The sequence below is a fragment of the Paenibacillus sp. FSL R7-0198 genome, assembly GCF_038000415.1.
GTDB lineage: Bacteria > Bacillota > Bacilli > Paenibacillales > Paenibacillaceae > Paenibacillus.
Genome location: NZ_JBBOCB010000001.1, coordinates 4,256,574 through 4,282,674 on the forward strand (window position 1 = coordinate 4,256,574; position 26,101 = coordinate 4,282,674).

20 protein-coding genes are annotated in these 26,101 nt (G+C 48.4%); 13 read left to right on the forward strand and 7 right to left on the reverse strand.

Annotation, left to right across the window (positions count from 1 at the left end; genetic code table 11):
- Positions 1-254: 254 nt before the first annotated feature.
- The 10 genes from MKY87_RS18555 (at position 255) to MKY87_RS18600 (ending at position 12,405) form a co-directional block, all read left to right on the forward strand.
- On the forward strand, positions 255-668 hold the full coding sequence (locus tag MKY87_RS18555; protein WP_307415191.1) for a GNAT family N-acetyltransferase: 414 nt from the start codon (positions 255-257) through the stop codon (positions 666-668).
- A 158-nt stretch (positions 669-826) separates the two neighbouring features.
- Positions 827-1,204, forward strand: a complete 378-nt coding sequence (locus MKY87_RS18560; RefSeq protein WP_340965666.1) for a hypothetical protein — start codon at positions 827-829, stop codon at positions 1,202-1,204.
- A complete protein-coding gene (locus MKY87_RS18565) occupies positions 1,194-2,465 on the forward strand; it encodes an MFS transporter (protein WP_340967485.1) in 1,272 nt (423 codons plus the stop codon). The genes MKY87_RS18560 and MKY87_RS18565 overlap by 11 nt, the downstream gene beginning before the upstream one ends.
- A gap of 186 nt (positions 2,466-2,651) precedes the next feature.
- A complete protein-coding gene (locus tag MKY87_RS18570) occupies positions 2,652-2,789 on the forward strand; it encodes a hypothetical protein (RefSeq protein ID WP_161799395.1) in 138 nt (45 codons plus the stop codon).
- Positions 2,790-2,907: 118 nt separating this feature from the next.
- Positions 2,908-5,652, forward strand: coding sequence for a lanthionine synthetase LanC family protein (locus MKY87_RS18575; protein ID WP_340965667.1), 2,745 nt, complete (start codon positions 2,908-2,910; stop codon positions 5,650-5,652).
- Positions 5,630-6,430 carry a hypothetical protein gene (locus MKY87_RS18580; protein WP_340965668.1) on the forward strand — a complete coding sequence of 267 codons (801 nt, stop codon included), beginning with the start codon at positions 5,630-5,632 and terminating at the stop codon, positions 6,428-6,430. Before MKY87_RS18575 ends, MKY87_RS18580 begins: the two co-directional genes overlap by 23 nt.
- Complete coding sequence (locus tag MKY87_RS18585; RefSeq protein WP_340965670.1) at positions 6,427-7,893, forward strand: tetratricopeptide repeat protein; 1,467 nt, start codon at positions 6,427-6,429, stop codon at positions 7,891-7,893. Before MKY87_RS18580 ends, MKY87_RS18585 begins: the two co-directional genes overlap by 4 nt.
- Positions 7,875-9,626: an alpha/beta hydrolase family protein gene (locus tag MKY87_RS18590; protein WP_340965671.1), complete on the forward strand. Its 1,752-nt coding sequence runs from the start codon at positions 7,875-7,877 to the stop codon at positions 9,624-9,626. Before MKY87_RS18585 ends, MKY87_RS18590 begins: the two co-directional genes overlap by 19 nt.
- A 263-nt stretch (positions 9,627-9,889) precedes the next feature.
- Complete coding sequence (locus MKY87_RS18595; protein WP_338590479.1) at positions 9,890-10,522, forward strand: NAD(P)-dependent oxidoreductase; 633 nt, start codon at positions 9,890-9,892, stop codon at positions 10,520-10,522.
- 203 nt (positions 10,523-10,725) lie between these two features.
- Positions 10,726-12,405, forward strand: coding sequence for an NAD(P)H-hydrate dehydratase (locus tag MKY87_RS18600; protein WP_340965672.1), 1,680 nt, complete (start codon positions 10,726-10,728; stop codon positions 12,403-12,405).
- A gap of 1,137 nt (positions 12,406-13,542) precedes the next feature.
- On the opposite strand, the gene MKY87_RS18605 is transcribed toward MKY87_RS18600, so the two are convergent.
- From MKY87_RS18605 to MKY87_RS18620, 4 genes are all read right to left on the reverse strand, one after another.
- Positions 13,543-15,195, reverse strand: coding sequence for a methyl-accepting chemotaxis protein (locus tag MKY87_RS18605; RefSeq protein WP_340965673.1), 1,653 nt, complete (start codon positions 15,193-15,195; stop codon positions 13,543-13,545).
- 26 nt (positions 15,196-15,221) lie between these two features.
- On the reverse strand, positions 15,222-16,235 hold the full coding sequence (locus MKY87_RS18610; RefSeq protein WP_340965674.1) for a BMP family lipoprotein: 1,014 nt from the start codon (positions 16,233-16,235) through the stop codon (positions 15,222-15,224).
- A gap of 367 nt (positions 16,236-16,602) precedes the next feature.
- Positions 16,603-18,213, reverse strand: coding sequence for a gamma-glutamyltransferase family protein (locus tag MKY87_RS18615; RefSeq protein WP_340967486.1), 1,611 nt, complete (start codon positions 18,211-18,213; stop codon positions 16,603-16,605).
- A 124-nt stretch (positions 18,214-18,337) separates the two neighbouring features.
- Complete coding sequence (locus MKY87_RS18620; RefSeq protein ID WP_340965675.1) at positions 18,338-19,237, reverse strand: glucose 1-dehydrogenase; 900 nt, start codon at positions 19,235-19,237, stop codon at positions 18,338-18,340.
- 155 nt (positions 19,238-19,392) lie between these two features.
- Here MKY87_RS18620 and fosB point away from each other — a divergent pair, with 155 nt between their 5' ends.
- Together fosB and MKY87_RS18630 are read left to right on the forward strand one after the other, a co-directional pair.
- Positions 19,393-19,812, forward strand: a complete 420-nt coding sequence (gene fosB, locus MKY87_RS18625) for a metallothiol transferase FosB (RefSeq protein ID WP_340965676.1) — start codon at positions 19,393-19,395, stop codon at positions 19,810-19,812.
- 140 nt (positions 19,813-19,952) lie between these two features.
- Entirely contained in the window at positions 19,953-21,764 is a 1,812-nt protein-coding gene (locus MKY87_RS18630; RefSeq protein WP_338590491.1) for a S9 family peptidase, read from the forward strand.
- Positions 21,765-21,948: 184 nt separating this feature from the next.
- On the opposite strand, the gene MKY87_RS18635 is transcribed toward MKY87_RS18630, so the two are convergent.
- Both MKY87_RS18635 and MKY87_RS18640 read right to left on the reverse strand, forming a co-directional pair.
- Positions 21,949-22,983 carry a phosphotransferase family protein gene (locus MKY87_RS18635; RefSeq protein WP_340965677.1) on the reverse strand — a complete coding sequence of 345 codons (1,035 nt, stop codon included), beginning with the start codon at positions 22,981-22,983 and terminating at the stop codon, positions 21,949-21,951.
- 21 nt (positions 22,984-23,004) lie between these two features.
- Entirely contained in the window at positions 23,005-23,979 is a 975-nt protein-coding gene (locus MKY87_RS18640; protein ID WP_340965679.1) for an SMI1/KNR4 family protein, read from the reverse strand.
- Between the two features lie 60 nt (positions 23,980-24,039).
- On the opposite strand from MKY87_RS18640, the gene MKY87_RS18645 reads away from it, so the two are divergent.
- Positions 24,040-24,687 (forward strand): hypothetical protein, encoded by a 648-nt coding sequence (locus MKY87_RS18645; RefSeq protein ID WP_340965680.1) that lies wholly within the window; start codon positions 24,040-24,042, stop codon positions 24,685-24,687.
- A 320-nt stretch (positions 24,688-25,007) separates the two neighbouring features.
- Here the strand turns inward: MKY87_RS18645 and MKY87_RS18650 are convergent, their stop codons facing one another.
- Complete coding sequence (locus MKY87_RS18650; RefSeq protein WP_036607380.1) at positions 25,008-26,039, reverse strand: ribonucleotide-diphosphate reductase subunit beta; 1,032 nt, start codon at positions 26,037-26,039, stop codon at positions 25,008-25,010.
- Between the last annotated feature and the right edge of the window lie 62 nt (positions 26,040-26,101).

Genomic DNA, 26,101 nt, shown 5'->3' on the forward strand with positions numbered 1-26,101 from the left:
GTATACACTAATAGTGCTTTGAAGCATTGGGAGAATTTAAATAAAATACCTTTGGGAAGTGTATGGGAGACTACTACTATCTTTTAGTGATGTTTCACTCGAATTTTAAGATATATTAAGCTGCAAGAGGCCAAGTTAGTACCACATTAACATGTATTATCAATTTGGTATTAAGCATTCGGGGCATAGCATTACCGTGTCCGAGTTTTAATGAACCAAGGGGAGAAATTAGTTATTGGAGAGGGGCACAATTCATGGATCATGTGAATATTGAACACACACCACCCGCAGCAGTGGAGTATCTTGCCTTGCGGCAGATTGCCGGCCTTAGCCCGATGAGTAGGGAGGGGGCGGAGATTGGATTACCGAATAGCCTGTTTGCCGTATGTCTGCGAGAAGAGGATATGCTGATAGGCATGGGGCGAGTGATTGGAGATGGAGGTTGTTTCTTTCAGGTCGTCGATATTGCTGTACACCCGGATGTTCAGGGCATGGGGTATGGAAAACTGATCATGAGCGAGATTATGAATTATCTGCGTAAAGCAGTACCTGCCCGTGGTTTGGTCAGTCTGCTGGCGGATGTTCCGGCTGATCAACTTTATGCTCAATTTGGATTTGAATACACCAGCCCAAAATCGGAGGGTATGTGGTGGAGGCAGGGAGACTAGTGAACTAGTTAAATAACATATTCGGCGAACCTTTGGATAAATCCAAAGGTTTTTTGCTTTACAACCATATATTTACATGTATAATGTAAATGAAATCCAATTTACGATTTACAAATTACGATATACGGTTGCACTCGTGAAGAATGGAGGAAATGAATATGTACAATGACCAGAAAGCTCAGTTTAACCAGATGGTGGAACGATCTGTGGAGCAGGCGAACAAAAACCTTTCAGGAGCCAAGGGAGTTGTTTCCGTCCGATTAAGTCAGGAAGAGATTGATATCATAGATCAGCTTGTATTTCTTGAATTAGCCAAAAACCGTTCTGATGCGACTGCAATGTTGATTAGGGAAGGCATCCGAACCCATCAGACCTTATTGAACGAGATACGCGAGTATACGGCTGAACTTGAACGGGTAAAAGCCAAGATACAACAGACCATTCGAGATTCAGGTTTGGTTACACGTCTGCATCGTATTAGTGATGATGAATCTGTTATGTACGAGGGAGAGGCGCGTGAAAAAGATGAAAAATGAAATTCGCGGCGACAGCTATCGAGCAGTTTTGCGCCTTCCTTCTTTTGTTGTGCTTCTTGTTGGTAGATTGATTTCTGGTGCAGGGCAGATTTTATTTTCTATGGCGACGATGTGGTATATCCTCCAATTAACGGAGTCGGCACTTGCTGCCGCACTGATTCCGATGTTGCCGTACTTGATCTATGCATTTTTGGGCATTCCTTTGGCTACGATCAGTGATCGTCTTCCCAAAAAGCAACTTTTGATCTGGACAGATATATTGCGCGCAGGCGTAGCTTGCATATTGGCTCTTTTGTTCATGACAGGATCCATGCTTCCGTGGCATATATACGCAGCCAATCTGCTCATTGCAATCCTTGGTTTTTTGTTCAATCCGGCAACCCAGACAGTCATCCCCGCTATTTTGCCAGAACCTGCAAAACAATTAGCTCCAGCCAATGCACTACTGAACTCTTCCTCCAAAACGATTGAATTGCTTGGATACGCCTTGGGGGGCATATTGATCGCGCTCATCTCCGTTCAGTCCATCCTGTTCATCTATGCCGTTACATTTCTGCTATCCGCCATATCCATTTTCTTTATCCGTATCCCTGTAACAAAAGTAGTGAAACAAAAAGGAGTCTCCGGCTTTGTTAAAGATAGCATGCAGGGAATTACATTCCTGTTTTCCCGTAAAATTTTGGCCTGCTGTATTATTTTTGGAGCCATTATCAATTTTGCGGGGGCGCCACTGCACATTTTCACGCCGATTTTTGCCAATATGGTGCTGCAAGCCGGACCACAAGGCTACGGTCTGCTTCAGTCAGCCTTTGCCGCTGGCAGTATTGCGGGCTCTCTGCTCAGTGGTAAATATGCCAAACGACTCTCGCTCGCTCACTGGTTTTTGATCAGTTATCTCATCTCAGGTACAAGTTTGCTGCTTATGCCGATGTTTCCTAACCTGTATATCGCGATTGCATGTTCATTTTTGTTGATGATGGGACTTGCTCTTGTGAATGTACCATTGGTTACTTCCATTCTTTTATCCACCCCGGAAGAAAAGAGAGGACGTGTCATGAACAGTATGGGTGTTTTGATGAGTGGCATTAGTAATCCGCTTGGGTTGTTGCTGGGAGGGTGGTTCATTGAAACGTACAACCCTTCATGGGTGTACATGGGGATTGGTACATTTGTTATTTGTATGGGCATGGCAAGCCTATTTGTCCGACCTTTCCGTGAAGAACGGAGCAAGCGTACCCGGCAACAAACGACCTCGATGTAGTCTGAAATTTGATGTCATATTGCGCCTCTTTTTAGTCCGAGGAAACAAGTAAATTGACATGATCAAGCGAAATAAATGGATTAATTAAATAATATATGTAAAATAATTCAATTAAAAAGAAGGAATATCAAATTTTATGTAGAATTTGGTTTATAAGAGGGGGAGACAAATGGGAGGTAATATATCATGGAAAACAAGGAAATTTTATCTGTACAGGATTTGATGGCACTAGAGGTTGAAGAGGATAACAACATGTTTGAGGAAACAAGCTTGTGTACAGTGTGCAGCTGGACTAGCTCACAAACAATTGTTGTTGAGAGCTAGGAACTTCTTTACACGCTCTATTCACTGAATCATTTGAAAGATAAGTCTTTGATTTTCGCGCATTACTAAAATAATTGTACCTCCCCCTCTTACTTTATTCAAAAAGGAGTGATTCTCATTGAAATTCGCAAGCGTAACCCCAGAGAAGGACGCCTTTGAGAACGCTTTGGAACATATAATCCGGGAACTTCCCCAATCCATCCAATGGTCGAATGACGGCCATTGGATTTGTTTTAGACCGGAAGAATTAAGGCTTCCCGCACAGGGCTGGAAAATTCATCTGTCTGTTATCCCTGTGGAAGGAGCTGAATTGCTGCGACGCATTGCACCTGTTCTCACAGAAAATGATGTGCAATGGAAAGTAGTGAGCAGCGGGCTGAAACTGATTGAAACATCTAACGGTTCCATACCTCTCCCTCAGACTGGGAAGTGTGTCACCATCTACGCACGAGACGAAGAGCAGTTCTTGAAGTTACTTGAGCTAATGCATTCATGTACAAGTGATCTGAAAGGACCAGCTATTCCGACAGATCGGGCATACCTCGGTAGCCAGTGTGTATTTTATCGTTATGGTGCATTCACTGATCGTTTCTATTACGATCGTTACTCGGGTGCAAAAGTGTATGCCATCCAGAATCCAGAAGGCAAGTTGGAGGAGGATCGAAGAACACCTGGCAGGTATAAACCGGAGTGGGTGAGTGAACCTGAGGAATTACTGCGGATTCAGGCGATGGAGAAGAATCAGGCTGCTACTCGTCATTCCGATTCCAATAACAATGAGTTTGGTATACGAAATATTCGTGTGAGACGTGTACTTAAGAAGTCCGGCAAGGGAGGAGTATTTCTCATCTCCGGCACATCGTATGAACAGGCAGTTATGAAAGAAGCGGTCTACCGCATGCGTGTAGACGGTGGTGGGCGCTCTGCTCATAACTATTTGGACAATGAATATCGCGTGCTTGATCTGATGAAGGATACGGGAGTTACCCCAAGGCCGCTTGATCTGTTTAGTACTGAAAATAACCGCTATCTGATCCTGGAGTATTTTGAAAGCATCAGCTTGCGTGAATATATCCATCGCAGACATGTAGCCGCAGACTACAACCGGGCAGATATGCATCGGATGGGTATACATATTCTCGATATGGTGCAGCAATGTCACGATAAAGGAATTGTGATCAATGATCTGACGCCCAACAATATTGTTGTGCTGACGGACGGAAGTGTACGCCTGATTGATCTTGAACTGGCTTATGTCAGAAGTGATGAGGGTCAGGCCGATCCATTGACCGGTCATACTCCGGGCTATGTGCCACGGGGACGTGAGCACAGCAGGCGATCCAGTTATACGGATGATCTGTATGCACTGGGAGGTGTCTTCTATTACATGGCTTCATCCATCGACCCCTATCTGAAATATCGGCAATCCCATCTGGAAGCTGCACAGGCTTATCTGAATCATCAGAGTAATACACAGCTTCGTGGCTTGGGGAGTCTGGGCATCGAGATCATGTCTGGCGGACATGTGGAGCTATCAGAAATTCGTGAAACACTGGTTTCATTGCTGGAACAACAAGAGGTCAATTCAGGAGGAAGCAGGGATGTAATAGAGAAGGATGAATGCAATATGGAGCCAGAAGAAGTACTCCGTCAGGCCGAGCGTATGGTAAACACACTGTATACTTCTCTTGATTTTAATAGCCCCTTGCAACTGTTCCCGGAAAACAGCATGAGCAAGATGTTTCATCCGGCGAATTTCAACTTTGGCTGGACAGGGATGATCTTTGGTTTTAATCAGCTTGGTCAGATTACACAAAACAGACAGTATCATCAATATGCGCATAAAGTGTTGGAATGGATCTTGACGAACCATCCTTATGTACCCAACGAGACACCTGTAGGTCTGTATTTTGGATATGGTGCTGTTCCCTGGGCACTTGCAGAGACAGCTGAACGAATAAATGATCCATCGTTGCTACGACGTGCAGAGGATCTGGCATTGGAAATCACCCGATATGATCCGGTGCAGACCAATATTAGTCATGGAGCGGCGGGGTTGGGATTGATGCTGCTTGAAATATACCGTATTGGCGGCCGCCCTGAACTTCTGGCAAGAGCAGAGGAACTGGGAGTTTATATTTTGGAACAAGAAGAGCAGACAGATGAATCATTGAGTTTGTGGAAAGTGAAAGATAAATCGGACAAAAAAGGCCATCATTCCCTTGGATTCTCTCATGGCATCGCAGGCATCGGATATTATCTGCTTGCCTTGGCGGAGTGTACAGGAAAGGAAGCGTACTATTCTGCTGTGAAGCGAATTGTAGATACACTCGATCGTACGAGTCATGGAGGACAGAATGGCGTGAGCCTGTGGCCTGCATCCCCCGAAAAACCGGATACACTCTGGGTACATTGGTGTAATGGATCGGCGGGTATTGGGCGATTTTTGATGGCAGCGGCTGATATTTTGCAAGATCCCCTCTGTACCAGACTTGGACTTCAAGCAGCGGATGCAGTAGCACAGGCAACGGTATTTGCTTCTTTTGGGCAGTGTCACGGAATTGCAGGCAATGGCGATTTTCTGCTCTTGGCTAACCGCAAGTTCCCAGGCAGATATGAAACCAAACTAGCGGAGTACACCCGAACCCTGCATGTATTGCGAAGTGATCCACAGGAAGACATATGGATGTGGCCTCTGGAGGATATGGAGTCCTTCTCCCCGGATTATATGACCGGTTACATGGGGATCTATACATTCCTGCTACGCCGTTTTTATCCGTCTGTTGCATCCGAACCACTGGTTTATTCAGGTTTCGATTATAACAGGGAGGGGAGAGCGTATGATGCTAACATCCATATCTGACATCCTGCCGCAATGCCAGCACGAATCGGGGAAGGCGGGGGATCGCTATTATGCTGTTGAACCTGGAAAAGACGAAACCCTATCTTCATTCATGCTAATTGATCAGGGTGAGGGGCAGTATACATTGGATTTATGGAGTGAAGCACATTCCAATCTTTATTGGGAAGATCGGATGTCATCCGTTTTGGATAAAATCACATGGTCCTCTCTATATGCAACTGCTCCTGCCTCATTTCCGTGGGAGAAGCTTGGATACCGGGCGGATGTTCTTGCCCATCGGTATCGATTTTTCGGCAAGTTGAAGGACGTTCCCGTGCCGGCTATGCCACATGAAGACGCGGTTTGGATGTCTGCGGAGGGGCAGGTGGATTCCCTTGCACACTTGCTTCAGGCCAGTGATCCTACCTGTCCAGGTTGGGAAGCTGCTCATCAAGCTATCGGAGATATTTATCAGGGTGTATATGGCAAGCTGCTGAAAGGTTCCGGGCTTGTGGAACTGGAGGGAAGGAAGATCGGGGGCTGTCTGTTAAGCGATGAGTTTGGCAGTGTACTCCTTGCTCATATATTCACAATACCAGAAGCGAAACGTCAAGGTTGGGCCCGATGGCTTGCTGCATATGGCCTCCATCGATGCAGTTCAGATCCGAATCAGTGGATTAAAGCATCACTTGATGCAAACAACCGGGGTAGTTATCAATTGATGACGGCACTGAATTTACAACAGGTGCCTGAACTTATACACGTATGCCGAATCACGAAAGAGAGTGAACTTTCATGATGACTGTCTCACTGGAAAGTACGGATTATCATGATCTGAGAAGTAAATGGTTTCGTGTGAGTCATGAACCTGGATTGTTTGTCGTTGAAGGGGCATCAGATGCGGTGAAGCATGAAATTCACAAACTGAGAACGCATTGGCAGGATAAGGTTATACAAATTGCGGTTGGTGATCCGTATGCTACTCTCCCGCTGATCTATCAACTAAATCCATTTCAGCCAATAGATGATCTTGTGGCATGTAAAAATGCGTTATTGAGATTCCAAAGATCAGGGTGGACGCCTGGTAATCGGAAATGGGTTCTGGTTGAAGTATCTTCCTACCTTCACCCTGCGGATCTGGGAGCCATCCACTATATCTTGTATCGACAGAAACTAAGGGGAGTAAGTGTAGTGCTTTTTTTTCATCGCTATCCAACCATGGCGAGTCATCCTGAGGACATACCCAAACTTCCGGTATCCCTTGTCAGGGATACGCCCGATCAGACCCGACGTTTGTTGGAAGAACAGCTACAAATGGTAAGCAAGGATAAAGGGAAGGAAAAAGAGGCAGCATTGGCGCTTTACAATAGGCTGGCCTGGGTTTTGTTATCCAAATCGGCTGATCCGGCCCGCTACAGGTCCTGTTTTCATTTTTTTGACCATAATTCGTTATTTCAACGGTTGTCGGCGACACAACAGGCAGTACTCTGGTTTGAGTTGGGTCAGCTGTTGACCAAAAACGGGAAGCATTATGCTGAAGCGCGACACTGTTATTCCAAAGCTCGGGAAACCATTGCCCATGAAGAGTTAACTGAAACGTATCGTATTGGGAAATGGGCTGCACTTGATAATGGTGAAGCATTAATTGAGATGCAGGAGGGCAATGTAGAACGCGCAATTACGTTGGAGCAACAGGCGGGTCAGCGTATACGCCAGCTTCCTGATGGACCCGATCAGCAGGTTTTTCAGATTCAGACGCTACTAAACATTGCGGGCTTGCAGCTCCGGGCGGGTCACTATGCAGAGGCGGGTATGACGTTGCTGGCTGCGGAGAAGTTATGTGTTGATGCATATGGGGATTGGCTGGGGCATGTACTGCAATTAAAAATGGTACTGCATCAACAGCTTGGTGAGCAGGAGCAGGAATATGAACTGTTGATTCAATTGTTACGTATGAAGACAAACACTATCCATTCGAAACTGCTTGGTCGTGCGGTGGAAATCGCTGGCGCGCTGATTACTCAAGGGTCAGAGGAACGGGCATCCCGGGTGTACCGTCTATTGATGATGGGACTGCCGGTTGCCAGTCTGCCACAGATCAGATTGATTCGGGAAACATTAGGCAGACTGGGGACCGTTACGCCCCTAGATGCATACACGCAGGACCAGTATATTGATAAACTGGAATCGCAATTGGAGGGATGGGAGCAGTTAAAGAGCTGGAATGAGAGGAGGAAATCCGGTTGGGTTATCCATTCTTGACACGAATGAGTGTGAATAAGGAACGAACGAGTATGCTCTTGGGCTATGATGACAATACATGCGAATGGTGCAGTCTTGATGATACAGGCCGGATTGATAGCCGGCAGAGCCTTTCTGAACATGGGACAGAGTCAGATCAGCACACGCAGCATATTCAGTTTATGGGAAGGAACCGTGTTCTGGTGATTACTCAGGACAAGTCGGGGAAATGGCTTCATATATACGAGAATGAGAAGCAAGCAATTTTGGTTCAGAGCCTTTTTGTGAAGTTTCCATTTCCTGTGATGCAGGCCGCTTGGCAAGAGGGACAATTAATTCTGCTATTTTCCATTAGACGTTCAGGAGCTGTCCGTATAGGTCTTTACGATCCCGAGAAGGATGAGGCTCGATGGGTGACTCCTGATCTGGACAACCCGCAATTTGTATTCTGGTCTGCGTCAACACGAGAGGTTGGTGTAAACGTTGGTGGATTCGGAAGAGTGTACTCGTATTCCGAAGATATCCTTCCATCATCCGAAATACCCTATAAGGAGTATCCCTACCCTATGATGGATAAGCAGGGGGATCTGATAGCCGTTTCTATTCCTGTGGAAGATGGCTTCCAGCCTGGATGGATCAGGCAGGGAGAGGATCGGGTGCATGAATGTTCAACGGATAGCCAACCCTTCTCTGAACTGATCAGAATGCAACTCGATCTACATCAACAGCTAGTCCTCTGCGAAGGGATAACCTGCGGCAGGTGGCAATATGTTCAATATACATTGGACAGAGAGAAGAGGTATGAGCTGTATGATTATCCGGGAATCTTGACACAGGCTGTGCTCAGCAGGGACAGGCAGGGCTTGATCGGAAAATATGAATCTATTGTAAGTCCTCCGGTGCCGGGGATATACCGGTTTTTGGAACAAACGCGTACGATTACCCGTTTCCCGGTTGAGCGAGATGAGAGAATTGGCAAGCATCCTGACGAGGAACCCGATGTAATCTATGGATGGGTTCGTTATGGACATGAGATGATTCCGTACATGGACATACACCCGGAGGGCGCAGAACAGGTGGTCATCTATCTTCATGGCGGACCTCATAATTGCCTGTTTGACAGCTTTAGTCCGGTCATCAGCGGATTATATCAGGCAGGAGTGCGGGTTATCGGGCTGAACTATCCCGGTAGTTCAGGGTTCGGCACGGATTACAGGATACGCATTCAGAACGATTGGGGCGGCGTGGATGCAGATGTCATCCAGTTCATGCGGGAGCAGATGTTATCTTCCTATTCACACGTATCTCTCTATGGGGTGAGCTATGGGGCTTATCTGGCATTGCTGGTAGCAGGTAAAAGTCCGGCGTTATGGAGTACTGTGGTTGCCTGTGCACCCTTTACGGATCTGGAAGGACTGTACGCAGGCGGAGGAACGAAGCTAAGGTCATTCTTGGAAACTGAAATCGGTGAGCTTTTGCATGATCAATCTGCCCTGCGGGATAGAAGCCCAACAGCTTATGTATCCGGGCTCAGTGAGGTGAATATTCAGCTCATTCACGGTCAGTCTGATCAACTGTGTCCCGTAGAACAGACGGAGAGGTTATATCTGGACATCATGGAAAACAAGCAAATGTCTGGTGCTACAGGCAGGATTGAGCTTCATATTGAGGATATGGCGCATGAAGCTTATTCGGAACGAATCTGGGCGCAGAAGGCTGTTGATTTTCTAACCTACAGTAGAGTATCCACGTAAGATAAATACGTGATGTTGAAGCCGCAAATGCGGCTTTTTTGGCGATGTTTAAGGTCATGATATGGAAAGGAAAAGCGGTTGGGGAAGTGTTGTTCGTGGTCTGGTGCGTAGCTTGAGAGGTTAAGCGAAAGAACATTAACGTTTACAAGATGTCACATCCGGTTTAAGATGGCGTGAGCCGTTTAAGGTATATAACAATAGGATTAAGTATTAAAATAACGGTAAGTTGACAAGATGATATCTACAGAAAAGAGGGAATTCATATGAAAGTAGCCATTTTTGGAGCAACCGGAGCAATTGGCAAGACGATACTGTGGGAGCTGATGGATCGTGGGCATGAAGTGACAGCGGTGGTGCGTGACCCTTCGAAGGTTGAGATGGTGCATGAGCGTTTGCGTGTAGAACAGGGAGATCTGCTTAACCCGGATCAGGTGGCTGACTTTGCAGCGGGTCAGGAAGCGGTTGTGAGTGCATATGGACCGAAGTTTGGTGGAGAAGAAGAGATGCTGGAAGTGACACGTTCGTTGATCGAGGGTGTGCGCCGGGCAAAAGCAGGACGTCTGGTTGTAGTTGGTGGAGCGGGAAGTTTGCTAACCGATTCAGGTGATATGCTGATGGATACGCCGGGATTCCCGGAAGAAGTCAAACCACTGGCAAAAGCACATGCAGAAGCATATGACCTGATTGAAGCATCAGGTATTCACTGGACCTATATGAGCCCTGCTGCGACAATCACAACAGGACGTCGGACTGGCCAGTTCCGAGTTGGTATGACCCGTGTGATTACAGATGATATCGGGGAAAGCTCAATTTCGGTTGGCGATTTTGCAGCGGCTTTGGTGGATGAACTGGACGATCCGCAGTTTATCCAGGCACGGTTTACGGTAGGTTATTAAGCGAAGACGGGCTTTGGAATGGATAATTTAATCTGAAGGTCTCGTACACGGAATCGATAGAGTTTTCGATGATGTATCGATTGGATTGTGGTAACTGGATGAGGTAAGGGGAAATATAGTGATACACATATAAGATGCAGCGTTTAGGTGCAAAGTTGCTACTTTTAAGTATGAGATGAGCTTGTCACGGGGAGGGATGAACGTTGTTTATCGTAACCGCTGAACAAATGAGAGCTGTGGACGAGTATACCATTCATAAGCTGGGTATTCCTGCTGCCAGTCTAATGGAAAATGCAGGCCGCGCCATAGCCGAGGAAGTCATCAAGCTGTGCCGGGAAGGGCAGGCAGCAGGCCGGCTTGTGGATTCAGGGCAGCTTGGCTATAGCAGCAAGACCGATGCGAGGCGGGCACACACCGGGCCCGGTGATCGGCAAGGTTATGGTGGCGACATCATCGCCGATCCGGCGCTGGTGATGGAGCGCCCGGGAGATCAGCAGTGGTACATGCTGATCGGCAAGGGCAATAATGGCGGCGATGGGCTGGTGGCCGCGCGCCATTTGGTTGAAGCAGGGCTTGGCGTGACATTGGTCTACGCCGATGCCCCTGATGCACTGCAGGGCGAAGCTGCAGTGCAACGGGATGCCGCTGCGAAGCTTGGCATCCCCGCTCTTGTCCACGGGCGCGAAGCCGTGGACTTCAGCCGGTGCACAGGCATCGTGGATGCGCTGCTGGGCACCGGGTCGCGGGGGGCGCCGCGCGGAGCTTACGCGGCGCTGATTGAGGCGGCGAACGATAGCGGCAAGCCGGTCGTGTCTGCCGATGTGCCAAGCGGGCTGGACGCCGACACCGGAGAGGTGTACGAGCCCTGCATTCAAGCCCGGGTGACTGTATGTCTCGCGCTGCTCAAGCGCGGGCTGGTGCAGTACCCGGGCGCTTCTGCCGCGGGGCGCATTGTGGTGCGCGCCATCGGCATTCCCGCGCGGCTTGCGCCACAGCATGGCCCCTCGGTCCGTCTGCTGACGGACGAGGTGCTGCGCGGTGCGCTGCGCGTGGATACAGGCCGTCTACGGGCACCGGACGGCCACAAGGGCACCTACGGCCACGTGTTGCTGGCCGCAGGAAGTCTGCCGATGAGCGGCGCTGGCCTGCTCTCGGCCAAGGCCGCGCTGCGCGCAGGCTGCGGGCTCGCCACATGGGCGCTGCCCGCGGCACTGCTGCCGCATGTCATCGGCACCGTGCCCGAGTTCATGCTCGCTGCCGCCTCCGATGGCGACAGCGGCGAATGGAACGCGGCTTCCGCCGACGCCGTGCTGCGTCTCGCGGAGAGCCGCGACGTGCTCGCGACCGGCCCCGGCCTCGGCCGCTTCAAGGGCGACACAGACTGGCTGCGCCGTCTGTGGCAACAAACGGATCGTCCGCTCGTCATCGACGCGGACGCCCTCAACATGCTGGCAGACGCTGGCCCACATGGGCCTCGCGACTGGGGCCAGCGAAGTGCGGCGACAATCCTGACGCCGCACCCTGGCGAGATGGGTCGACTGCTGGGCATGTCGACCCAAGAGGTGCAGCGTGACCGCATTGGACACGCTGCAAAATACGCCCGCGAGCAGGGCGTGACCCTTGTGCTCAAAGGAGCACGAACGGTCATCGCAACGCCAACCGGCGAGGCGTACATCAACACCACCGGGAACGCCGGCATGGCGACTGGCGGTGCCGGGGACGTATTGACCGGCATCATCGCCGGTCTGCTTGCCCAAGGGCTCAGCGCGGAGCAAGCCGCCACGTTCGGCGTATATCTCCACGGACAGGCCGCCGAACGAGCAGCCCTGCTGCGCGTTGACCCGTCGTCCCTACTGGCCGGAGACATCATCGACGCACTGTGAGGATGGGGCAGGTGCGAGACAAGCTCGCGGTTTTGGGTTACTGTCTATGACTAATCATTTCTAAACTGCAAGTGACCCATCGTCCCTGCTGGCCGGAGATATCATCGATGCACTGTGAGGATGGGACAGGTGTGGGACAAACTCGCGGTTTTGAGCTACGCCTATGACGATTCATTTTCAAACTGCAAGTGACCCAACGAACCAGCGCACCAAAAGTAGATGAGTGCACGTTGTCCATTGCTCAATGCTAAATGCCCATTGCCCGATGCCCATCGTCCATTGCTCAGTACTCAATGCTCAATACCAATGCCCAGTGCTCATTGCCCTAACGAACCTGATACACCTTATACAACGGTTTACATTGAGGAACAAAAGCTAACGAATCTCATCCACGTTATTTCTGTGTATTTCAGAGAAAACACCTGAAAAACCAGTCTAAATTATGGAATAGAGTGCCTGAGATTCGTTAGATTTTATAATCTGCAATTAATGGCCCAATAAGGTTTGCAGGGTTCGTTAAACGTTTGGATATGAAACGCTGCTGCCCTGTTATCTAATCTATATAAGTTGATCTAAAGAATATTTACACTGGACACTCCGGTGACAGAGCAACCTTCCGATCGCTGTTATCCCCAGTTTTTTTATAAATTAGGAAATCCGGGATAGCGTATGCTTCCGAAGCAGCTTTCTTTCAAAAAGCTCTTAGGCGAAGTGTATGCTTCCGAGGCGGCTTTCTTTCAAAAAGCTCTTAGGCGAAGCGTATGCTACCGAAGCAGCTTTGTTTCAAAAAGCTTTTAGGCGAAGCATATGTTTCCGAGGCAGCTTTCTTTCAGATAGCTTGTAGTTCCGCTTCTTCAGGTTCTTTCTGTCCTCTCTGTTTTGTGTAAATGTTTAGTTCAATTTATATACTTTCATATCTTTGAAACGATTAATTTTCAGATGGAACAACGATTAGTTACTGAAAAGGGGAGCCTTGTCATGATTCATGACGGAGGCTCCCCTTTATTTATTTGTATGTTCACGCTACCTGATCCTGGCTCGGATCTAACCAGCCTATAATCTGCCTGAAATTTGCATCTAACCTGCATCTAAACTACTTCCGGCCTACGTCCGTCCCGAATTCTCCCGGTATCCTGCTTACAACCGGAATCGCAGCAGTTCCTGATGCATCTCCGCACTGATATCACGCAATGACTTCACCTTGATACTTGCATCAGCGAAGGAGCGTTGTTGTTCCGACGTGGAGGCGGTAATCTCTTCACTGCTGGCAGCTGACTGCTCGGTGATGGCACTGATATTTTCGATGGCCTGTTGCACCTGTGTACTGAGTTCATTGGAGTGTTGCATGTCCTCCGCAAGCTGGTGGATCCCCGTACTAATGCGCTCCACACTTTCACGAATGGCGGAGAAGGATTCACGAGTCTGGCCAGTGGCTTGTTCCTGTTCGCCAAATAGCTGCATGCTCTGTGCTACAGAGTTCTTCACCTTGTCCATGGAGGATGTGATCTCACCCACAGCCGCATAGATATGCTTGACCGATTGCGCAGATTGTTCGGCGAGTTTGTTCACCTCGCCCGCAACAACAGCGAAGCCACGTCCGGCTTCTCCAGCGCGAGCAGCTTCTATGGAGGCATTTAACGAGAGCATGGTCGTTTGTTTGGCAATCTCCGATACATATGCCGTCATCGTAGTGATTCGAACCGCGCTTTCTTCCAGTTCCAGCACCGTTTGTTCCACCTCTGACATCGCCATGCGATTCACTTCGGCCAGGCGGAGTTGCTCTGCTACAGCCTTATTGCCTTCCTCAACGGTGGTTAATACTTCACGTCCATCGATCACCGATTGGGAAGTGGCCTCCAGATTGTTATTGAAGGTAGACTGCATTTTGTCCACAACCATCACCGTTTCACTCAGATCCTCGGCAATCTTTTGACTGCCAATCGACAGTTCCTCCGTGGTGCGGGATACTTGCTGCACAATCGCTTGGGCTGTATCATTGCCACGGTCAATATCTTGCGCCATCAGATCGACACGATGCCCCGCTTCACCAATCGACTGAATAATGCCGCGGATATTATGGGTCATGATCCCGAAGGAGCGACTCAGGTCATCGAGTTCATCTTTGCCCCGAGCTTCCGGTAATTGTCCGGTCAGGTCACCGTCCGCAATTTGTCCCGCGGCGTCTTTGAGTGTTCGAATACGTTTGGCGATCTGACGTGAAGTATACATATTAAACAGCATTACGGCGACGAGCAATACGATGGCTCCTACCAGAGCGGCTTGCCACGTTTGCTGAATGTCATGTTCCAAATCGACGGTATATTGATCATAACGATCCCGAGTCATCTCATCTAATGAATAGATATCATTCTGTATGCCCCGAACCCGAGTGCTGTACCGTTTCGCTTCCGCACTGTTCATTGCGCTCATCGCTTCGGTGGCTCCCTGGTTGAGAGCTTGTAATTTTGTCTCGATGGACTGAATAAGCTGTAACTGCTGATCTGTTTCGAGCAATCCGTCCGTAAGCTCCTGAATCATCGTTTGACCTTCATCCAGCAAGCGAAGTACGGCGTCCTGGTTTCCTGCTGTCATGGAGAACGAATAGACATCCAGCGCTTGCTGGGTTTGAATCTGATTGGCGTTCAGTTCACTCACCTTGAGCATGGCAGGTACCAGATTTTGATTTTTGGCATTCATACCGAGCAATTGCATGATGATATAAGCGACTAGCACAAGGCATAGAAGTAGTGAAATTAGAGCATTAAGTATCAGTTTTCCCTGTAGTTTCATGTGCGTACCTCCTCGTATCCGATGGGTTATTGATCAAGCGTAATTTTGATTTGACCGGAAGAGATCTTTGCCTTCAGATCTTCGAAGGTTTGCTGTTGTTCATCACTGAGCGTGATATTATGTAGAGCAGTCAGACCCACGGCGTTCTCCGCCAGCCCCTCCACGATTTCCTTTTGAGGGAAGGTATGATTGTTTTTAATAAACGTGTTAACGGCATTATAGATAGAGACATCCACATTTTTCAGCATGGACGTAAGAATGGCTTTTTCCGACAAAAAGAATTGATCGGTATCTACACCGATGGCGTATTTCCCTAATTTCTGAATCTCCGTCAGTGCGCCCACGCCTGTGAGACCAGCAGCTACGTAGATCACGTCAGCGCCCTTTTCCTGAATCATCTGTGCAGCCAGTTGTTCACCGAGCTCGGCATTACCGAAGTCCCCTGCGTAGACCGCATCAACGGTTGCATCCGGCTTGATAGCCAGAACACCTTGCTTAAAACCCTGCTCGAAATCACGAAGGACCGGTATCTCCATCCCACCAAGGAAACCGACATGATCTTCCGTTGAAGCCATAGCGGCAATAACACCTGCCAGATAACTTCCTTCTTCCGCCCGGAATGAAATGGAGGCAATGTTGGGTAGTTCAGACTTACTGTCAATCATGAGGAACTGCTGATCAGGATATTTGGCTGCAACTTTCTCCATATCTGCTTGGACCGTATCACTCAGGCCGATAATCAGATCGAATTTGGCTTCTGCAAACTCCTCAAATGCAGCTTCGGCAGTTAAATTATCGCCCGGTTCACGATAGTCGAAGACAATGCTTTTCTCATTTCTGGCCTGAACCAGTCCATCAAAAGCAGCATCATTAAAAGAACGGTCACCCAGACCCACTTCCGTAAGCACGATCCCTACCTTTGTTCTTGTGTCTGTTGCCGTTGTTGTATTATTGGCTGAACATGCTCCCAGGATCAGTACCGTCAGGATCATCATTATGGTGAGACCTAGACCTGCGCGTCTGTTCTTGTTTGTTTTCATGTGTGGTACCCTCATTTCTGTAGTCGCATTTTTCTGTTTTGCATGGTTCCTTAGCTCCAGGGAATGACGTGTACATGATGACACGTATGGCGAGGATTTCCCTTTATCTATATCGGTCAGAAAGGCACTGTGATTTATGGTATGTAGTGAAAATTTACGAAAAAATAAATATTTTTCATGAATTATACAGTATTTTTACATTTCTCTGGTTAAAAGGGTACATAAATATCTACAGTATGTTGTTTACTGACGTTATAAGTCCAAAAAAGGCACAAGAGAGGTGACATGAATCATCTCTCTTGTGCCATAGAATAGCACCCTATACGGATGATAAGGTGATCATCATATGATAAAAATTACGCGAGTTTTACCAAGCCGCAATCGAGCCATCCGCTCGGGTTTCCGTCCCCCCGCATAATACGCCATTGTCCGGGTTGCGCCAGATGATCTGACCGCGTCCAAACTGGGATGGATCGAGTGCCACTTTAATATCATGTCCCTTGCGGGCGAGTGCCTGTGCAATGTGCTGCGGGAAACCCGGTTCCACGAGAATTGTTTTGCCCTTCGTCCACTGCCAGCGTGGAGAATCCAGTGCGGCCTGTGGGTTCAGCTGATAATCAATCGTATTCATGACCACCTGTACATGACCCTGCGGCTGCATGAAACCACCCATGACACCGAATGGCCCGACCGCTTCGCTCCCGCGGGTGAGGAACCCCGGAATGATGGTGTGATACGTCCGTTTACCCGGCTCCAGGGCGTTGGCATGATTCGGGTCCAGTGAGAAATTATGTCCGCGGTTTTGCAGAGCAATGCCTGTCCCCGGAACAACAAGTCCGGACCCAAAGCCCATGTAGTTACTTTGGATAAAGGAGACCATGTTGCCTTCACTATCCGCTGTAGCCAGATAAACCGTTCCACTTGCTCGTGGATCACCTGCCTCAGGTGCACGTGCGGTATCACCAATGAGTTTGCGCCGTTCTTCCGCGTAGGCCTCGGATAGCAATTCCTCCACCGTCACGCCCATTTTGCGTTCTTCGGTAATATATTTCTCCCCATCGGCAAATGCCAGCTTCATGGCTTCGAGCTGCTGATGATACGCCTGAACCGATTCTTTCTCTTCAAATTCATGTCCTTTCAGCAGATTAAGCGCCGCCAGAGCAATCAATCCTTGTCCATTCGGCGGAATCTCCCACACATCGTATCCGCGATAGGAGACGGAGATGGGATCAACCCACTCCGGCTGGAAAGCCTTCAAATCTTCGCGAGTCAGATAACCACCGTGCTCTGCCATAAAGGAATGAATGCGTTCTGCCAGTTCTCCTTCGTAAAAGTCTCGCGCTTCGCTCTCGCCAATCTGGCGCAAAGTCGCCGCATGATCCGGCGAGCGCCACATCTCTCCAGCTGCGGGAACACGCCCGCCTGGAGCAAATGTCTCAAACCACGCACGCCCTGCTTCCGCATCACCCTGGCGTGCATAGATCTCGGCTGCCCTTGCCCAGTGGCGGGCCAGCCCAGGCGCAAGCGGGTAACCTTCCTCCGCGTAGCGGATGGCCGGTTCCAGCGCTTCCGCCAGCGTGAGCCGCCCAAAACGGCGGCTCAGCTCAGCCCAGCCCGCCGGTGCGCCAGGCACCGTCACCGGAACAACCCCAAGCTTCGGCATCTCCGTATAGCCTGCCGCTTGAAGCGCCTCAATGGATATGCCCTGAGGCGCAGGGCCGCTGGCATTCAGGCCATGCAGTTTGCCCTCGGTCCAGACGAGGGCAAAAGCATCGCCGCCAATGCCATTGGACGTAGGCTCCAGCACCGTGAGTGCTGCCGCAGTTGCAATGGCGGCATCGATGGCATTGCCGCCTTTTTTCAAAACATCCAGACCGGCTTGTGCAGCCAGTGGCTGTGACGTGGCGACCATGCCTTGTTTCGCATACACAGGCACGCGGTAAGAGGGGTACGGTTGGTAGAGTGGATCGAAGTTCATCAGGTTGTTCAGCTCCTTGTCGCTAGATGTCAGGCTCCGGCATAACCGGATCATACTCCTAACCCTCTTCGCAACCGGACAACCGATATCCTGCCACACCTGCCAAATCCAACCTGACATCAGCCTATGTCGTCACCATATCGCCGCCATTTACATGAATGCATTCACCTGTGACGTAGGATGAATCGCGGGAAGCGAGATAAACGTAGGCTGCCGCCAGTTCGTAAGGCTGACCAGCCCGACCCATAGGCGTCTCCGTTCCAAATACTTGCACATCCTCCGCTGAGAAGCTGGAAGGAATGAGCGGTGTCCAGATCGGGCCGGGGGCGACGGAGTTCACGCGAATTCCCTGTGCAGCAAGCGATTGGGCGAGTACCCGAGTCAGCGATACGACGGCTCCTTTGGTAGAAGAGTAGTCGATCAGTTGGGTATTTCCTTTGTATGCCGTAATGGAAGCCGTATTAATGATAGAGGCACCTTTGCACAGATGGGGGAGAGCGGCCTGGATCAGAAAGAAATAGGCGAATACATTTGTTTGAAAGGTGTGGTACAACTGCTCTTCCGTAATATCAACAATGCTTGGTTGAACATACTGTACGCCATGATTGTTGACCAGAATATCGATCTTCCCGTAGGTTTCCATCGTTGTGCGTATGACGGTTTCGCAGTTTTTCTTTAAGCGGAGGTCAATCTCGATTAAGAGACAGCGCTGTCCCAATTCTTCGATCCGTTCACGAGTCCTTTCTGCATCTGTCCGTTCATATAGATAAGCGATGACGATATCTGCACCTTCCTTGGCAAAAGCGATGGCGGCCGCCCGTCCGATTCCACTATCACCACCCGTAATAATGGCAACTTTGCCTTGGAGTTTGCAGCTGCCGATGTAAGCAGGATCTTCACTAATCGGTTCAGGCACCATCAGGGTTTCCAGACCGGGTTGCTGGTCCTGATGCTGGGGTGGAAATGCCAGCTTTTGCTCCTTGCACACCGTTTTCTCACCATAAAAAGGATAGACAGGATTCATTCGCTTTACATCCTCCTCGAACGTTCATTGATACGGATAACCTATGCATTCGCCCAGAAGAAGGTGCGGGAGGAAGCAGCAGAGCAGTTGTTTTTTGCGCAGAATATACCATAATAAGGATAGATCCTTAAATCGATGGAGGTGTCAGGAGCCACATGAATATTCAAGGAATTAATCATTTGTGCTTTTCCGTATCCAATCTGGAGCGGGCTATTACCTTTTATGAGCAGGCTCTCGGTGCCCGAATTCAGGTGAAAGGACGCAAACTGGCTTATTTTGAGCTTGCCGGTCTGTGGATTGCCCTGAATCAGGAGGATGTTATTCGCAACTATACGGAACGAACCTATACCCATATTGCATTTACCGTTACAGAAGAGGAGTTCGACGCGTCTGTGCAGCAGCTGCGAGCAGCCGGGGCGGACATTCTTCCCGGAAGGGCAAGAGATCCGCGGGATGCATTATCTGTTTATTTTACTGATCCGGATGGTCATTTGTTTGAACTGCATACAGGTACGATGAAGCAAAGGCTGGATTATTATCGCGAAGACAAAGCGCATATGACCTTTTATCCGTGAGTTCATGTGCAAATCGAGAAAATCTGGAATTATAACTCACATATCTATTGTCTAAACATTGGCATTACCTATAATATGGACAAATGGTACCTTAATTTACCAATGTTAAATTCGTTGGTTCAATTCCAAGGAGGTTTGTCATGATTCAGTTCCCTAAACCGGATGTCGAGCAATATTTTCAGACGTACCGTATTTCGCATTTTGCCGTATCGGCAGACGAGAAACGTTTGTTCATGGACAGTAATCTGAACGGTCAGCCGAATATTTGGGCGATGGATTTGCCTGGAGGATATCCGTATCCTTTAACGTACTTGAATCAGAGCAGTCAATTTATCAAAGCAGACCCGCAAGGACGTCATCTTCTTACCGCATTTGATCGAGATGGAGATGAGAACTATCATCTGTATGCACTTCCACCCGAGGGTGGTGTTCCACTGCCTGTGGTTCCGGCAGAACCAAATGATCGCTGTTATTTCTCTGAGTTGTCCGAGGATGGACAGCGTCTCTATTATGTCACCAGCGCGGGTAATCCGAATTATCTGAATTCACGTCGCATCGATCTGGAGACAGGGGAAGATGAACTGTTATACAGTGGAGAAGAGGTTACGAGCAGTCTGTTTGCAGTAAGTCCTGACGAGAAGAGTTATGTTATTTTAAAAATGTACTCCAATACGTATCAGACGGCGCATCTGTATCGTAATAATGAAGAAATGGTGATTCTGCCAGCTTCAGAACGCCATAGTCAGGTATCCGATCTGATTTTTGCAGATGATAATCGTCTTCTGTTCATTACCAATGATGACTCCGCATACGCCTATGTGGCTGAGTACCGTATCGATACCCGCGAATTCCGTTTATTGTGCAAAATCGAAGGGGAAGATGTGGAGTTTATCCGCTGGCATCAGGCTTCCGAGACCTTATATTTCTGGACACTTACAGGGCCTGAGAATCGTATGTACGTATTGGGCAAAAATGCCGATGAGCCTCGGCGCATAGATATGCCGCTGGATACGATAGAGCAGGTGAACGTTACGAAGGCTGGTAATGTGTATATCCTCGGACGTGGAGCGATCCAACCGCATAACATCTATCGCAAAATGGCAGGTGCTGAGTCCTGGGAGCCGCTGACCGCCAATCGGGTAACCGGACTTGACCCAAGTGATCTCGTGTATCCTGACGTTATTCGCTATAACTCTTACGACGGACTGGAGATCGAAGCTCTTTTGTTCAAAGCAAAGCCAGAGCAAGCCAATGGTTACACCGTATTTTGGCCCCATGGCGGGCCACAGGCATCGGAAGCGAAGTTTTTTCGGCCGATGTTCCAGATGATGCTCGCTCAGGGCTATCATGTCTTTGCACCGAATTTCCGGGGCAGTACCGGATATGGTGCGGAATTCGTCAAGATGGTTGAGCGTGATTGGGGTGAGGGTCCAAGGCTGGACTGTGTTGCCGGGATCAACTGGTTGTTTGATCAGGGAATCACCTCGCCAGAGCGGTTGTTTGTAGTAGGGGGAAGTTATGGAGGATATATGACCCTGTTATTGGCAGGTCGCCATCCGGAGCTGTTCCGGGCTGCGGTCGATATTTTTGGGCCAAGTAACCTGTTCACATTCCTGGAATCCGTACCGGAAGACTGGAAGCCGATGATGGATAACTGGTTGGGTGATCCGGTCCGTGACCGCGAACGTTTAACGAAGGATTCACCAATTACGTATCTCGATCAGATGGTTAACCCCATGCTGGTCATTCAGGGTGCCAATGATCCAAGGGTCGTGAAGGCCGAATCCGATCAGATCGTGGCTGCGCTCCAGTCGAAGGGACTTGATGTGGAATACATCGTTCTGGATGATGAGGGACATGGCTTCTCCAGAAAGACTAACGAGATTCTCGTATACCGCAAGATGCTGGAGTTTTTGCAGAAACATCAGGAGTCACCCGTCGCACAAGCTTAAGTTGAGAGATTCCATCGTTGACTGAAATACAGTGAGATGAGGAAAACCGCCAAAGATCAAGGATGATCTCTGGCGGTTTTATGCGTGCGCCCGCATGTTGGGCGACATATATGGAACGATACATACATTAGTTTGGAAGGCCGCTATCCATTGAGCGACCTGCCCAAATCTAATAACTAATCTACTAATCTAGCAATGCGACAATCGAATTAATGGACTGCTGCGCCCACTGTGCAAAAGGCAGATCGGCTGCCCACGTCACTTGTCCTGTCGCTTTGGCTTCCCCCCACCACAAGATACGTTGATAGAGCAGATGCATGCTGAGACGTGTGCGGAAGTGTTGGCATTTCTCCTCATCTGCTGCACAGACCAGATCCCTGTAGCAGCGAAGGAACTGTGCGGCCAGCTCTGGTTGACCCTCACGAACATACCTGGTGGATATTTTGGTTAGGTCGGCTGTACCATCTCCGAAATAGGCGGTTGTAAAATCGAACAGACCACTAATCTGCCATCCTGAAGAACGGCCGTCCAGATTTTGAATCAAAATATTTTCGACCTTGAAGTCTCCCATGACAAAAACCGGAACAGCTTTGGAACGAAATGCTGGTTCAGCATTCTTGAATTGCTCGTCCACCCACTGAACATCTTCATCCGTAATCACCGAGTACTGTTCAGCATCATGTAACCAGTGACGAATGGTTCCGTACAACCAGTCCAGATAATCGCCTGCAAAGGAAACAATCTGCTGCGCTACAGGATCATATTCCCCGGCATCAGGCACCTTCCAGCGGTGCAGCTCAGCCAAAGTATGAGCAAACATACAGGCGATCTCTTCCTGATCTTGCTGTGACAATGAAGCCTGGAATGCTGGATCATACAGGTGATTCCCGGGCAGGCGCGGCATTATGGCATAACTCCAGCCTAACAGATGGGTATCTTCATGTAATAAATATGGATCAGGGACAGGGATGGACGTTTGTTTTGCCAGTTGTTCTACAAAGAACTTTTCTTCCTGTAACTGTCCTGCATATAAAGGATTGCCTTTCAGAATATACTCTCCACGGGAAGAGCGAATGAGCAGTGTCTGACCCATAACACCTTTATCCGTTCGGCGATAATCTTCTAGGGTTCCCAGGTCAAGCTCATTAAGCACATCCTGCAATGAAACTGCGGCCACTTCGCCAAGTTGATTGGAACCAAAATATATACGGGTTGTCATATGGCCGGACCCTCCTGGGTGTTAGTCCTCATTAACTTCGTCAGACAGGTCATACGTATCCTCATCGACCAATCCACGGATGAAAGCTTCAAAATTCGGCGCAAGATATGTAATCTCATAATCATTTTCCTGATCCACATGAACTACACAGGGTTCACCTTCAGGGCCACAGAAGCGATAATCCAGCATAACAACATCATGACCAGCGGATGGACAATCACAGATCACAATCCCCAGATCGGGGTATCCCCAATCTTCGATCATGAACCGACTTCCCAGCTCACCAGCGAGTGCGTATATTTTATCGTGTCCGATTCCCATAATGCTTGAAATGGCAATGTGATCCTCAGCCCAGGAAGTCGCTTCTTTGGTGGGAAATACAGTGAGCGCAGGGATACCGCCGTTTTGCGTATTCATCAGTTGGATATAGGAAGCGGGCAGCTTGTAACCCAATTCTTTCTCAATAGTCAAAATCTCTTCTTCATCAAAAGGTTCTGATACATGGTTGTCCTGCGCATAATCACTCTGTACCCAGAACGTTGCGGGATCATAAGTCCCTGAAGCGGCTCTTAGATGGTTCTGTGTACCGCTCTGTTCCAATACTGCGATATTCTCTTCATGACGTTGACGATCCATCCGCATCTTCTCCGCTTGGGGACGAATCTCGCGAAGGAATTCAAGGGTAGATTCATCATGGGGCAGAAGTTCGTCAGCTCTCTCAAAAGCGAGTAGTGCCTGTTCATAACTTGCGATGTAACAGTATGCGTAACCCAAGCGATATTGCCAGAGCGGGTCGTTTACCCCTTGCTCCTCGACAGACAACAAATGTTGAATAGCTTCGCGGTAACGTGCGTCATTATTATAGGCTCTGGCGAGTTGACCAATCAGCTCATAATCCCGCTCTGAGACGGGGATACGTTCAATACGTTCAATAATGAGTCTGAATTGGTCCTGCTCATGCCATAAGTTGATTTGTTCCAGCAGTTCTCTTTCCATGAATAGACCTCACTTCCGTAGGAGGGGTATGAATCTCTTTCATTATATAATAAGTGTAGGTTGGTTGGAGAATGTATAAATCAACCTCTTCGTAGCCTGGATGAATCTATCTTTGAAGATTCTGATATTTTTAGAGAAAAGTATGTTACTCTTCTCAAACATCCGTTAAGTCAAGCAGTGGATGTACCGACAGGGATTAGAGACAGTGGTGTTCCTTCTATTGAAGCTGTACGTTCTTATACTCCTAAAGAATTATCTGTATTTTTTGGAGTAAGTATTACGACGATTTTCAACTGGATTGATCAAGGCCGTTTTATGGGAGTTCAAAGAGCCGGGTCCAACAAACATAATCTCATCCCAGACGATACTACATATGTGTGTGGATCAGGTAAGAGAACGACGATTAAAGAGATTGTGACTATGTGGAAAAAGGAAGAGGCAGAACGCCAATCAACAATAGGAGTCAGTGACCTGGATTACCACACAGGGCAAATTGCCTTATACGAAGATAAATACAAAGGGGAATTCGAACGGACACTCGGAACTAAATTGAACTTAACACCTGAAGAAGAAACCGATGCACAAGTTTGGAACACCATTTGGGGAGGCAGCGTCTTGGCTTTAAAGATACCGAAAAGTAATTTTCGTTTTATTGAGAATGATTTTTCAGATATTATCTTGAAAAGAAATATCTCTATTAAATTATAATAGTTCAATACTGATATGAGATTGTACATACGAATTAAACAACACTCCCTGAACTTAGGCGTAGTAGCCACAGTTCAGGGAGTGTTGTTTTTATTTATAGTGTATGTGATTAAAACGATATGAATTGAACTAATCATTTACACAACAACGGAGAGGACAGAAAGAACTTGAAAAAGCGAAGCGTTCGCCTTTATCACCGGATTTTCCCTTGAGAAAGGGAATCAAAAAAAATCTGGGGATAACAGCGATTGGAAAGTTGTTCTGTCATCGTAGTGTCAGTGTAAATAATTTTCAGTTTAATTCGATATGAGGAATCTTTATTACAAATCGTCAAATCCGTTATCGTCGCCGACTTTACCGTAGTTACGGGATTTAGCTTCGAAGAAGTCGGTTTTGGTTGCATTCAGTGCTTCATCGGAGAATGGTTTAATCCAAGGCATGCAGTTTACATCCACACCTTCATATGCTTTTTCCATACCCATCAGACGCAGACGTTTGTTGGCGATGTACTTGATGTAATCTTCCAACTCGTTCAGGTCAATACCGCGCACGTTGCTGAGTGTGTAATGTGCCCAGTTGGTTTCAAGCTCAACAGCACGATGGATGGTTGTGTATACGTAGTCCATGTTCTCAGGTGTGTTCAGTTCAGGGAAGTCCACCAGCAACTGTTTGTACACTTCAGCGAAGAAGTAACAGTGTTGGTTTTCATCCCGCTGGATATACGAGATCATCTGGCTGGTTGCCATCATTTTCTGGTCACGGGCCAGATTGTAGAAGAAGGCAAACGTACTATAGAAGAAGATACCTTCGAGTACCAGATCGGCTACCATCGCTTGGAAGAACGTCTGTGGAGACGGCTCGTCCCGGAATGTTTGGTAGATGTCTGCGATGAAACGGTTACGGTCAAGCAGGACTGGATCATGTTTCCAGTATTCAAAAATTTCCTTTTGCTCCCGATCCGATACGATCGAAGACAGAACGTAGGAGTACGATTGGTTATGAACGACTTCCTGTTGTCCGATAATGGCCGAGATCGCCTCAAGTGAAGAATCGGTAAAGTAACGTTTTACATCACCAACAAACATCGTCTGCATGGAATCGAGTACCGCGAGCAGGGAGATGTTGATTTTGAACGTACGTTGCTCTTCCTCATCCAGTTGAGCAAACTGGGAAGCATCTTTGGACATTGGAATCTCGTCTGCGATCCAGTGGTTAAGCAATAGTACTTTGTACAATTTGTACATATGAGGCATGCGAATGTCGTTCCAGTTCAGGATACCGGAGCATTCACCTTCAATAATACGGGTTGATTGGTTAGGGGCTTCGGTGTTGAAAATTTTCTGTACTTGCATTGTTCCGTTCACTCCTTGAAATTTCATAATGTTCTGCCGACAGAACTTTGGGAAATCATCTA

Bases quoted from the DNA above. Each gene is read 5' to 3' on its own strand.
- MKY87_RS18555 (WP_307415191.1), top strand. From the start codon at position 255: ATGGATCATGTGAATATTGAACACACACCACCCGCAGCAGTGGAGTAT.
- MKY87_RS18560 (WP_340965666.1), top strand. From the start codon at position 827: ATGTACAATGACCAGAAAGCTCAGTTTAACCAGATGGTGGAACGATCT.
- MKY87_RS18565 (WP_340967485.1), top strand. From the start codon at position 1,194: ATGAAAAATGAAATTCGCGGCGACAGCTATCGAGCAGTTTTGCGCCTT.
- MKY87_RS18570 (WP_161799395.1), top strand. From the start codon at position 2,652: ATGGAAAACAAGGAAATTTTATCTGTACAGGATTTGATGGCACTAGAG.
- MKY87_RS18580 (WP_340965668.1), top strand. From the start codon at position 5,630: ATGATGCTAACATCCATATCTGACATCCTGCCGCAATGCCAGCACGAA.
- MKY87_RS18585 (WP_340965670.1), top strand. From the start codon at position 6,427: ATGATGACTGTCTCACTGGAAAGTACGGATTATCATGATCTGAGAAGT.
- MKY87_RS18595 (WP_338590479.1), top strand. From the start codon at position 9,890: ATGAAAGTAGCCATTTTTGGAGCAACCGGAGCAATTGGCAAGACGATA.
- MKY87_RS18605 (WP_340965673.1), bottom strand. From the start codon at position 15,195: ATGAAACTACAGGGAAAACTGATACTTAATGCTCTAATTTCACTACTT.
- MKY87_RS18610 (WP_340965674.1), bottom strand. From the start codon at position 16,235: ATGAAAACAAACAAGAACAGACGCGCAGGTCTAGGTCTCACCATAATG.
- MKY87_RS18615 (WP_340967486.1), bottom strand. From the start codon at position 18,213: ATGAACTTCGATCCACTCTACCAACCGTACCCCTCTTACCGCGTGCCT.
- MKY87_RS18620 (WP_340965675.1), bottom strand. From the start codon at position 19,237: ATGAATCCTGTCTATCCTTTTTATGGTGAGAAAACGGTGTGCAAGGAG.
- fosB (WP_340965676.1), top strand. From the start codon at position 19,393: ATGAATATTCAAGGAATTAATCATTTGTGCTTTTCCGTATCCAATCTG.
- MKY87_RS18630 (WP_338590491.1), top strand. From the start codon at position 19,953: ATGATTCAGTTCCCTAAACCGGATGTCGAGCAATATTTTCAGACGTAC.
- MKY87_RS18635 (WP_340965677.1), bottom strand. From the start codon at position 22,983: ATGACAACCCGTATATATTTTGGTTCCAATCAACTTGGCGAAGTGGCC.
- MKY87_RS18640 (WP_340965679.1), bottom strand. From the start codon at position 23,979: ATGGAAAGAGAACTGCTGGAACAAATCAACTTATGGCATGAGCAGGAC.
- MKY87_RS18650 (WP_036607380.1), bottom strand. From the start codon at position 26,039: ATGCAAGTACAGAAAATTTTCAACACCGAAGCCCCTAACCAATCAACC.